This is a genomic window from Bradyrhizobium sp. USDA 4341 (assembly GCF_054063755.1).
The window spans coordinates 1,382,786-1,392,698 of the sequence record NZ_JBSSGO010000002.1 but is presented as its reverse complement, the minus strand read 5'-3'; the positions used below and the strand labels follow the sequence as shown (position 1 = coordinate 1,392,698).

At 61.7% G+C, this 9,913-nt stretch carries 15 protein-coding genes; 4 read left to right on the top strand and 11 right to left on the bottom strand.

From position 1 onward, the window contains the following. The first annotated feature begins 102 nt into the window (after positions 1–102). Positions 103–1,260 (top strand): DUF2652 domain-containing protein, encoded by a 1,158-nt coding sequence (locus tag ACVIGB_RS12565; RefSeq protein ID WP_456722455.1) that lies wholly within the window; start codon positions 103–105, stop codon positions 1,258–1,260. Positions 1,261–1,296: 36 nt separating this feature from the next. On the opposite strand, the gene ACVIGB_RS12560 is transcribed toward ACVIGB_RS12565, so the two are convergent. The 4 genes from ACVIGB_RS12560 to ACVIGB_RS12545 all read right to left on the bottom strand — a co-directional run bounded on the left by ACVIGB_RS12560 (position 1,297) and on the right by ACVIGB_RS12545 (position 2,850). Continuing rightward, entirely contained in the window at positions 1,297–1,869 is a 573-nt protein-coding gene (locus ACVIGB_RS12560; protein ID WP_456722456.1) for a hypothetical protein, read from the bottom strand. Between the two features lie 133 nt (positions 1,870–2,002). Beyond that, positions 2,003–2,233, bottom strand: a complete 231-nt coding sequence (locus ACVIGB_RS12555; RefSeq protein WP_456722457.1) for a hypothetical protein — start codon at positions 2,231–2,233, stop codon at positions 2,003–2,005. A gap of 161 nt (positions 2,234–2,394) precedes the next feature. Beyond that, the gene (locus ACVIGB_RS12550; protein ID WP_092115094.1) at positions 2,395–2,574 is read right to left on the bottom strand and encodes a hypothetical protein; all 180 of its coding nucleotides are present in this window, start codon (positions 2,572–2,574) and stop codon (positions 2,395–2,397) included. A gap of 87 nt (positions 2,575–2,661) precedes the next feature. Beyond that, positions 2,662–2,850, bottom strand: coding sequence for a hypothetical protein (locus ACVIGB_RS12545; RefSeq protein WP_298373030.1), 189 nt, complete (start codon positions 2,848–2,850; stop codon positions 2,662–2,664). Positions 2,851–3,338: 488 nt separating this feature from the next. Here ACVIGB_RS12545 and ACVIGB_RS12540 point away from each other — a divergent pair, with 488 nt between their 5' ends. Beyond that, on the top strand, positions 3,339–3,629 hold the full coding sequence (locus tag ACVIGB_RS12540) for a hypothetical protein (RefSeq protein WP_092115092.1): 291 nt from the start codon (positions 3,339–3,341) through the stop codon (positions 3,627–3,629). 7 nt (positions 3,630–3,636) lie between these two features. On the opposite strand, the gene ACVIGB_RS12535 is transcribed toward ACVIGB_RS12540, so the two are convergent. Both ACVIGB_RS12535 and ACVIGB_RS12530 read right to left on the bottom strand, forming a co-directional pair. Beyond that, positions 3,637–3,819 (bottom strand): hypothetical protein, encoded by a 183-nt coding sequence (locus ACVIGB_RS12535; protein WP_456722458.1) that lies wholly within the window; start codon positions 3,817–3,819, stop codon positions 3,637–3,639. A gap of 102 nt (positions 3,820–3,921) precedes the next feature. After that, positions 3,922–4,353 (bottom strand): DUF5658 family protein, encoded by a 432-nt coding sequence (locus ACVIGB_RS12530; protein WP_244549499.1) that lies wholly within the window; start codon positions 4,351–4,353, stop codon positions 3,922–3,924. A gap of 826 nt (positions 4,354–5,179) precedes the next feature. On the opposite strand from ACVIGB_RS12530, the gene ACVIGB_RS12525 reads away from it, so the two are divergent. After that, the gene (locus ACVIGB_RS12525) at positions 5,180–5,689 is read left to right on the top strand and encodes a protein-tyrosine phosphatase family protein (protein WP_456722459.1); all 510 of its coding nucleotides are present in this window, start codon (positions 5,180–5,182) and stop codon (positions 5,687–5,689) included. 6 nt (positions 5,690–5,695) lie between these two features. Here the strand turns inward: ACVIGB_RS12525 and tnpC are convergent, their stop codons facing one another. The 5 genes from tnpC to ACVIGB_RS12500 form a co-directional block, all read right to left on the bottom strand. Next, positions 5,696–7,267 carry an IS66 family transposase gene (gene tnpC / locus ACVIGB_RS12520; protein WP_456725192.1) on the bottom strand — a complete coding sequence of 524 codons (1,572 nt, stop codon included), beginning with the start codon at positions 7,265–7,267 and terminating at the stop codon, positions 5,696–5,698. A gap of 73 nt (positions 7,268–7,340) precedes the next feature. After that, complete coding sequence (gene tnpB, locus ACVIGB_RS12515) at positions 7,341–7,688, bottom strand: IS66 family insertion sequence element accessory protein TnpB (protein ID WP_456722460.1); 348 nt, start codon at positions 7,686–7,688, stop codon at positions 7,341–7,343. Beyond that, positions 7,685–8,095 (bottom strand): IS66-like element accessory protein TnpA, encoded by a 411-nt coding sequence (gene tnpA / locus ACVIGB_RS12510; RefSeq protein WP_456722461.1) that lies wholly within the window; start codon positions 8,093–8,095, stop codon positions 7,685–7,687. The genes tnpB and tnpA overlap by 4 nt, the downstream gene beginning before the upstream one ends. Positions 8,096–8,524: 429 nt before the next feature. After that, on the bottom strand, positions 8,525–8,677 hold the full coding sequence (locus ACVIGB_RS12505) for a zinc finger domain-containing protein (RefSeq protein ID WP_375789745.1): 153 nt from the start codon (positions 8,675–8,677) through the stop codon (positions 8,525–8,527). 399 nt (positions 8,678–9,076) lie between these two features. After that, on the bottom strand, positions 9,077–9,322 hold the full coding sequence (locus tag ACVIGB_RS12500; RefSeq protein ID WP_456722462.1) for a hypothetical protein: 246 nt from the start codon (positions 9,320–9,322) through the stop codon (positions 9,077–9,079). Between the two features lie 177 nt (positions 9,323–9,499). Here ACVIGB_RS12500 and ACVIGB_RS12495 point away from each other — a divergent pair, with 177 nt between their 5' ends. Continuing rightward, positions 9,500–9,838: a hypothetical protein gene (locus ACVIGB_RS12495; RefSeq protein ID WP_456722463.1), complete on the top strand. Its 339-nt coding sequence runs from the start codon at positions 9,500–9,502 to the stop codon at positions 9,836–9,838. Positions 9,839–9,913: the final 75 nt, after the last annotated feature.

Here is a 9,913-nt window from a genome sequence, read left to right as displayed (position 1 = left end):
CGCTCAGAAAACGCGTCAGAACAAGAGTCGCCACTCTCGACCTCGTATGGCGCGGTGTGACAGACTGCGTCATCGCACGAAAAGGTTACGCGGGAGGTCTCCATGCTTCCGAAGGCTGAAGCGGCATATTTCGCGATTGCCGATATTTCCGGCTATACCAACTTCCTCGCGGCGGTCGAGCTCGACCACGCGCAGGATATCATCGCCGATTTCATGGACGTGGTGGTGAAAGGGCTGCGCCCGCCGTTTCGCCTCGCCAAGTTCGAGGGCGACGCGGCGTTCGTCTACTCGACCGGGACAATCGACGGCTCGCTCCTGCAGGACGCGATCGAGGGCGCCTATTTCAAGTTCAGGCGGCGCCTGCGCGACGTCCGCCAGGCCTCGACCTGCGAGTGCAAGGCCTGCGTCGCGATGGGCGATCTCGATTTCAAATTCGTCGTTCATCATGGCGAGATGGTGAAGCAGAAGATGGGCGGCAGGGAAGAGCTCGCCGGGCGCGACGTCATTCTGGTCCATCGGCTGCTCAAGAACACGGTGGGCGAGAAGGTCGGCGGGCGTGCCTACGCGCTCTACAGCGACGCGGCGATCCGTGCCATGGGCGTCGACCCGGTGGCACAAGGTCTGATCCCGCATCAGGAAACCATCGACATCATCGGCGATGTGACGCTGTGGGCGCGCGATCTCGAGGCGGCGTGGCAGCAGGACGACGCGCAAACGCGGATGGAGGTGACGCGCGAAGACGCCTACGCGATACTGGAGTTCGACATCGCCGCGCCGCGGCAGACGGTGTGGGAGTTCATCACCGTGCCCGGGCAATGGCGGAAATGGTGGGACGCCGACGACATCGTCGAGGAGTCAGGCAAGGGACGACGCGGTGTCGGCACCAAAAATCATTGCGCGCACGGCAACCATACCAACGTCGAGGAGACGCTCGACTGGCGTCCGGTCGATTACTTCACGGTCGGCATCACGCTGCCGGTGCCCGGAGCGCCGCGCATCATCATGACCCGGGCCGTTCTCGACGGCCCGGACGGAACGTCGCGTTTCGAGCTGCGGATCGCCAAGCCGAAGCCGAAGGACCGGGCGTTCCTCGATGGCGCCGCGGCCAAATTCGCCGAACGGATGACCCGGGCCGTGGCCGGCCTCCGATCGATGGTGGAAGGCAAGCAGCCTGCCGTTGACGCTGTGGAGGAGCCGACGCTGGCGCGATCGAGCGGACGCTTCCTGAGCGAGCCGGTGAAACCGGGCGCGCGCGGCTGAAGGTCGGCGAACGATTCGGAGATCAAGGGGAGGCGGTTACTTGCCGGAGCGCGGCAGCTCGCTGTTGTCGCGGATCGCGGCGCGGACCTTGGCCATGGTCGTGGTGCAGTATTCCTCGCGCTCCCTGAGGAAACGCTGCTGCTGCGCGCGGAAATTGGCAACACGCTCCCGCACCTCGGATCCGAAGTCGCCGCTGATGTCGAGCTTGGCAAATTGCGGCGGCTGCGCCGGCGGCGGCGGGACTTCGACGACGGTCACCGTCAAAGGCGGCGGCGCGGTGGGCAGCCCCTCGAGCACGGTCGGCACCGGAAGCGGCGGCGGCATGACCACCCTTTGGGCCTCCGCCGCAGGCTTGATCTCCAAGGCCGGCTTTGCCTCCAAGGCGGGCTTTGCCTCCAAGACTGGCTCTGTCTCAAAGACTGGCTCTGTCTCAAAGACTGGCTTTGCCTCAAACGCTGCCTCGGCCGCGGTGGCGGGCAGCGGGGCAGGCGGCACGGCGGTCTGCGGGGCAGGCGTCGGCAGCTCGGCGTCGGGCAGCTTGCCCTTCACCGACTGTACGAAAGCCATTGTCTGCGCGATCAGGAGATCGCGTTCCTTCATCCACTTCATGGCGCACCTTGAGCGGGCGGATTGCATCAGAGCAACCCCGCGGAAGCAAGCACTCGCGATCATGATGGTTGACGAAGACGCCTGTTTTGCAGGCACGGTGACAAAATTGTGACGTGCCTGGGCGCGAGGACGGTCAGCGCTGACGGGGATTGGTGTTCGGGACGAACGGGGTACCGACGATCCGGACCGGCGTCTGGGTCAGTGCTTGGCTTGGGACCGGCGCCTGATTCGCGGCCGGCCGGGGCGCGGCGCTGGCCGGCGCGGGCGCCGGATCGAGCAGGGCGACGATGCCGGCGGCAGCCACGCTCAGCAGCGTGAAGCTGCCTAGAAGCATCAAATTGCGGTTGGTCTCGCGTACCCTCATGCGGGGAAAATCGCGTGAGGGGGCATAATGTTCCGAACAAATCCTCAGGCGTTTTCGCGCGGTTTGACATCAAGCTTGAGAAAGTGCGGCAGGAGCAGACCTGAAAGCTCAAGTCGCGAGTCCACCGGCCCGGTGTGGCAACGGGAGCGGGCGGGTTCCGCCTAGTGAGCCATCGCCTCGACAGGTGCCGGTTCGGTGCCGCGGGCCTCGATCAGGTCGGCGTAGCGGCCATACTCCTCGGCCATTTCGAGCAGCTTTTCACGCACCGCGGCGTCGGTGACCTGGCGGGCCAGCCGTCGCGCCTGATCGGACTGGAAACGATAATGGGCTGTGTCGGACATCGTAGGCTCCTCACACATGTGTAAGGGCCATCCGACAAAGGTTCATCAAGACGTCATTCAAGGGAAGACGTCATTGAAGGGCAGGCGCTATTGAAGGGTGTTGGGCCGATCGGTCACCGTAGCCGCGACCGGGTGGCCGGCCTTGTCCTCGCGGACCTCGACCTCGAACCAACCCATCTCCTTCAGCTCGCGCGCCTTCTTCTCGGCCGCGTCTTCGCTGTCGCGCTTCAGCACGATTTGGCTGGTGCCATCCCGGGCAAGGATCAAATAGGTCATTGGCTGAGTCCCATCCCACATTCTGCATATCGCGTTTTGGGCTGCAAGGACAGAAACAAGGCAAGGGATGGGTGATCCTACGGGGATGATCCCACGATTCCTGCCAAGGCACAGGGCGTCCGGCTGTTCCCGACGGCTGTCGATATCGGCCAGCTACGCCGGATGATCGCCGACATCCGAGACGCGCTTGAGACCAGCGGAGCTTGACTGGCGAGCTGTCCGCCACTGGCTTCCAGTGGCAGGTGTACAAGTTGCGCTTCGTAAAAGCGCACTGAGATGACGGACATCATCCTGCTTTGCTTGCGAGCCTGCCGAGCAAGGCTCGTTCGATGAGTCGCCGCTGTCTTGCGTGTTCCCGCAAGTGCCGTCGGTGATGCGAGGCATCTGGTGGAGACCGGAAGACTACTGCTTCCGTTAAACGTTGTGGGTAATCCAACTGAGGCTCTTTGATTGAGCCGCAAATACATGCTCGGCTTGGATCAAGGACAATGCGCGGCGCAAGCCGCGAAGATCTGGATGGAGGACTCGATGCCCAGGCACTTCGGTTTGAAGGCAACATCGGCGGCAGGACGGTCGGCATTCACGGGATCATCAAGAGATTTGCAGCAGCGGACCGCGTCGGCATCTGCGTCGAAGAATCGTGCTTCGGTCAATTCGCCGGCGTCAAAGCCCGCTTCGCCTTGCTCGGAGCTGCCGTATTCTCCTACGAGCTGGCGGGGCTGCTGCGGTCGACGGTCGATCTCGGCCGACTGAAGCTGCGCGCGACGAGGCGCGGCTGACCAGTCTTCATAGCTCGGACGGCTCGTGCTTCTTGTCGCGCTTCAGGTCCAGGCGATCGACGCGTTCATCGATCAGTCGATTCAATCGCTCGTCCCGCGGCGTATCCTTCCTGTACAGCCCGCCATGCAGGCGATAGGCGACCAGGAGCAGGACAACAGCAACGCCGACGAGATAGTAGGACCAGTTCATCGTCAGAACCGCGCCTGGCAGTGTCCATTGTGAAATAGCGAGCCTCGGCAACTGTGCCAGGCAGCGCTACCGGCGGCTCGCCAGCATCACCACAAGGTCAGCTCAATTGGCGCCCGCGAGGATGAACAGATTGTTGTAGACGGGCAGTGCAATAAGGGCGACCACATAAGCCATTTGGCGTTCGCTGTTGCCGTGCCAGAGCAACCATATCACGAGGTAGGTCAAACCCAGTTTGGCAACAAGCCACCATTCACCCAGCCACTCCTGAGTGAGCCACATGAACGGGTTCAGTTCGCCCATTCCCCGCTGCAAGATCTCGTTGGTGGTGATGAGATCCGAGTAGCCCATCAGCAGGGCAGAGACCAGCAGCAATGCCTTCAGCAACGACGTCCTCGCCCGCGACTGCTTTTCCGTCATCCGGTGCCTGCCCGAAATCCGCTTGTGGCTCCTTGTGGCGCAATTTTGCGGAATGTTTTCAGCGAGTGCAAGCCTCCACCACCCCGTTGCCAACACCCCGCGCTCCAACGCAGCCACGTCGGGCATCCCGTACCGAGGCACGGTCAACTGACCCGTTTCGTTGATTTCGTGAAAAACTGGTGCCGGCTGAGTGCTCCACACAGTTTAGCCGACAGGAAAACGTTGGCATTATTAGCTTTGGAGCTTGGTCCGAACCGGTGAATCCCACAACTGCGAGGCGGCCAAAGCCACGGCGGCGGTAGGGCAGGGCCTTCAATTCGTTCTCGTTTTGCGGTCTGTTCCCGTCGCCCTCGGGGTACTGGCCTGTTTCCATCCCCAGTGGCCTACTTTGAAATTTCGAGTGGCCTAGTTTGGGTTTAACCGTGTCGCAACCATGCGTTGCCCGTTGTTCTCGGTAGGACTACTGAGAGGCCCCATCGGATGTTCTGCCCCATTCGATTTTTGATCCATATCAAGGAATTTTATCCCGCAGAACAACCCGGGAAGCGCCGTAAGGATCATGTCAGCATGGACACCTAAGATTCATGCATGGACCGCGACCTGATCTATTTCCGTCTCTCGCTGGTCTGGCTGGTGCTGGTCGCCGCTGGGTTCGTCTACGTGCTGCTCGCGTAAGAACGCGGCGCGCGAAAGCCCGGTGCATGCTAAAGCACCGGGCGAACGCTAATATGCTCCAATCGGGCAATGGACGATAAGGCGCTCTTACTACGGAGCTGTATACCCATACATGTACGGCTTGTGGCGTCCGCGCTGTAATGCCGCATCATGCAGGGCCGCCTCAGTTGGCGGCCTCTTTGTATCCGTCCGGGGAAGGCCGCCCCTGCCGGTGAGGCGTGGACTATGTGATGCTGCGATGTAGTGGATTTCACAAATTAGGGTTTGAATGTCCCGATTACATTGGATTGAGATTCGAGCGGTCGGACGGATAGCGATTATGGCGCGTCCTCGCGCTGACGATTGGTTGGAGACGGAGGTGACCGAGTGGAAGAACTCCGGCGTCGATGTGGTGGTGAGTCTTCTGGAGCATGAGGAGGTTTCGGAGCTTGGGTTGCAGCGTGAAGCCGAGCTTTGCCGTTCTAATGGGATCGACTTCATTTCTTTCCCGATTCCAGATCGTGGATTACCAGAATCTCGACGTGAGGCTTCGCAGATCGCTCACTTGTTGGCCACTGGCTTGCGAGACGGTCGTTCCATCGCGATCCATTGCCGGGCCGGGATTGGCCGGTCTTCGGTAATTGCAGCTTGCGCACTGATCTGTTCCGGAATCGAGGCGGAGGAAGCGCTTGCGCTGATTAGAGCTTCGCGAGGCCTGATCGTGCCGGATACCGACGAGCAGCGCGATTGGGTGGTGGCCTTCGGCAATGCGCAGCGCGGCGAGGTGCCGCCTGGCTGACTGCGTTCACGCCGCGTGAGCGACGTTCTGATGGCGCCAGTTCCAAGGTGGGAGTTCGCGAATGCGCTTTGCGGGGTGATCCGGCAGGCGGGCCAGCACATCGGCGAGCCAAGCCTGTGGATCGATGCCGTTGAGTTTGGCGGTGGCGATGAGGGTGTAGATTGCCGCCGCACGTCGGCCGCCCTCATCGGAGCCGGCGAAGGTCCAATTTCTTCTGCCCACAGCGACAGCCCGTAGCTCTCGCTCGGCGGCGTTGTTCGACATGCAAAGCCGCCCGTCATCAAGGAAGCGGCTAAATGCATCCCAACGGCTGAAGCAGTAATTGATCGCTTTGGTGGTGTCGTTGTTCCTGGAGAGCTTGGCGCGCTGCTCGCGTAACCACGCCTCCAGCTCGACGATCAAAGGGCGGCTACGCTCCTGGCGCACACGCAGACGCTCCTGCGCAGCAAGACCGTTGATCTCGCGCTCGATGGCGAACAGGACATCGATGCGCTTGACCGCCTCGGCCGCGATCGGCGCCTTGCTGAGCCGCGCGAGATCAAAGAACTTGCGCCTGCCGTGCGCCCAGCACGCGGCCTCGATGATCGGGCCGCCCTTGCGATTGGCCTCGTAGAGCCTACCAAAGCCGGCATAGGCGTCGGCCTGCATCAGTCCGGCATAGCCCGCCAGATGCTGCTCCGGATGCGCACCGCCACGATCGGGCGAGTAGAAGAACACGGCCGCCGGCGGATCTGGGCCGGCAAACGGACGGTCGTCGCGGACGTAGGTCCAGAGCCGGCCGGTCCGGGTCTTGCCCTTGGCCAGGACCGGCACCGTGGTGTCATCCGCGTGGATGCGCTCGGCTGCGAAGACATGGCTCCGGATGGCGTCAACCAGAGGCATCAGGGTTGCCGCGGAGGCACCTACCCAGTCCGCAAGCGTCGATACGTTGAGGTCGATGCCCTCACGCTGATAGACGTCGCTCTGACGATGGAGCGGCAGGTGCAGGCCGTACTTGGCAAACAGAACATGGGCCAGCAGCTTGGGCCCTGCACGCCCGCGCGCAATGGGATGCGAGGGAGCCGGCGGCTGGGTGATCGCTTCGCAAGCCCGGCAGACGAGCTTCTCGCGCACGTGCTGGATCACCTTCCACTGGCGCGGAACGAGCTCCAGCGTCTCGGTCACGTCCTCGCCAAGCTTGCGCAATCGGCTGTCGCCGCAGCATGGGCAGGTGGCAGGCACCGGATAGACAATGCGCTCCCGCGGCAAATGCTCCGGCAGCGGCCGGCGGGCTGGCTTGCGGCGCTCGAACGATGGCACCGCAATCTTCTCGGCCGCTATCCGCGCGGCCGTCTCAGCTTGCGCCGCGTTCTCCTCCAGATCCGCGAGCTGCAGCTCGAGCTGGTCCAGCAATGCGCCGCGCTCGGAGGACTGTCCGAACTGCTCGTGCCGCAGCTTCTTGATGGTGAGCTTGAGCTTCTCGATCAGCAAGGTCCCCGCCTGGGCCTCCGCTTCCGCGGCCATCCGGGCCGCTCGCTCGGCGCGCAGCATCGCCTGCAGCGTGGTCACATCGTCGGGAAGAGAATCATCGGCGCCCATCGCCGACCAGAGAATCACAGGACGCGTTCGCTGTCCGAACCGCTGATTGTGCCACCGATTCAAATCCCAGCGATCAGCCGGCCGCCTGCGGTCGCCAGGTATGTTGCGGCATCCGCCAGTCGATGCCCTCCAGCAGGTAGCCAAGCTGGGCGGGGGTGATTGTCACCACGCCATCAGCCGACGACGGCCACAGGAAGCGGCCGCGCTCCAGCCGCTTGGCATACAGCGACATGCCCAGCCCATCGTGCCAAAGGATTTTGAGCAGCTTGCCGCTCTTGCCACAGAATACGTAGAGATCGCCGCCGTGCGGGTCGCGCCTAAAGGCTTCCTGCACCAGCAAGGCCAGCGAGTTCATGCCGCGGCGCATATCGGTGTGGCCGGTCGCAACCCACACCCGTACGGCGGGCGCAATGGGGATCACCGCAGGCGTCCATCTGCCAGCGCCGCCACGGCGGCCTTCAGCGTCGCCGCGTCGACCGTACCCGCGATCCGCATCCGAACCCCGGCAGCAAACTCGATCTCGATCGACCCGCCGTTGCTGGCCGGCGCGACTGGACAAGACGTCGACCCTAGTTCCGCGACCACCATCGCCGGTACGAAGCCAGGTTGATGGGCGGCATCCTTCGGCTCAGGCCGAAACGACCGCCGCCATCGCAGCAGCAATGAGCGCGAAACACCATACCGCCGCGCTGTTGCCGCAACTTGGCGCGGCGCCTGTAAGCTCTCTAGGACGATCTTGAGCTTCTCATCCTCGGACCAGCGCCGCCGCCGGCCCGTGTCCACCACCTCAAGCCGCTCGACTTGGGCACTGCGCATATCACTGTCCATAAGGACAGTTCTCAACAACACGCCTCATTCTGCAAGGCGGCCTTCACCGGACGGATACGCCTCTTTCACCTACCGCAGCTGACAGTGGCCTATTTCGCATCTGCGAGTGGCCTATTTCGGCCAGTACCGCCCTCGGGGTGCTGTCTGTATTTAAGCCCCGTGTCCTGGTTTGAATTTGAGAGTGGCCTACTTTCGATTTTGTCGCGTCCACCGCAAAGCGGATCGCCCCATAAGCACCAAAACCAACACGACGGTCAGAAGACCAAAAATCGATTGTGTGTTAGCGGCGAACTCGCCGAATGAGCTACCGTCCTTCGGAAGGATGCTTGCAAACGCGAATGTGGCGAAACTCATGCCGCAAGAGAACTTGAGCCTGTCGATCCCCTGATGTAGTCGGGTTCCTCTAACATTAAGCCCCCCAAGGCCACCTTAGTTGGCGTTGTCCCTGATCTTGCCCTTACCTTCGCAGGCCGCGCATTTGACCGGATAGATTCTGTGACCCGGCTGCACCGCCTGCGCAATCGGCTGGACGCCCGTTCCATTGCAGGCCGGGCAGATACGCTCTTTGATTTTCGGCTGCATGTTGGGCCTTTCTGGCCACGCCTCAATTGGGCGAATCGAAAGGGGCCGCTCCACGCGCGGCCCCTTGCCGGCTTAGTTTCGAAAATCTGTTCGGGATGAAAAGCTAGCCCCGGCAAGGGTTAGGTTAGAGTTTTCAACAACATTGTTGGATTCCGGAAGACTACGGTGTTTCGCTATTGGAACCCTCCCGGAACCCGATATCACCCGCTCGCGTTAACTGACTGCCTCTCGCGTAATGCACAGGAGGAGGTTGGCATGATGGAGCATCCCAATCTTGATTCGTATGCAGTTCGAGCGCGCATCTGTCTTGGCTTTGCGATCATTGGAGCGGTGCTATTCGCCGCCGTAATGCTCACTGGCATACGATAAAGGCCGCCTCAGTTGGCGGCGCCTCCCCGCTCAGATTTTCGGCGCAGCACCGGCCCGATCGAAGACCGGCGTCTCTTCTTCGTCGTCAGGTGCAGCACCGGTCGGCGTATCTTCTGTCGCGTGTCGCAACAACTCGGTGTCAGCGTCGAGCCCGTCAACGGTTTCGTTTGCCTGACTGCCCGAGTCGCGCCGCCGAGCGGGAACCTGTGCCGCGCCGGAACCAGTAATGGCATCAATTGCGCTCGACCGACGTGGCGTCCAATTCTTCCGTGTCATTGGAACCTCCGTGACGAGTCAATCTTTTCGCTCGCTCCAGGTTCCGCTCAGCAGGTCTAGTCAAACCCGGCACGCAATGCCCGGCTATTTTTCTGCGTTGCATCCCACCGGAGTTATCCGGCCATCCACCGTCGCGTTAGCGGCGGCCTTTACACCTATCAACAACAGAAAATGAAAATGATTTGGAACGACAAAGACGATTGCGTTGAATCGATCGCTGGATCACTTGAACGAACCGCCGCTTGGCGCACAACACTGGTTGTCAAATTTCTGGACGATCCGCGCAATCTGCGGGCCGCAGACACGCTCGAAACGCTTGCTGCGGCCGCAGCTGATCTTACCGACGAACAATGGCACGAGCTACAGCCCCACTTTGGCGGTTGGGCCTCAGAGACGTGGCGAAACGCATTGAGCCAATCCGCAAGGGTTATCGGGTTTCAGCATCGCTCCGTGAACTTCAACTACTTCTTGAAAATTCTACTGCAAAATCTCACGCCAGAGAGTGTTGCCGCCTGATGGTCGTTGCCAGCCGGATATCGCTCAACTGTTCGAAGACATGAATTTCGCAGAGATCGAGATTCATACGCTGGC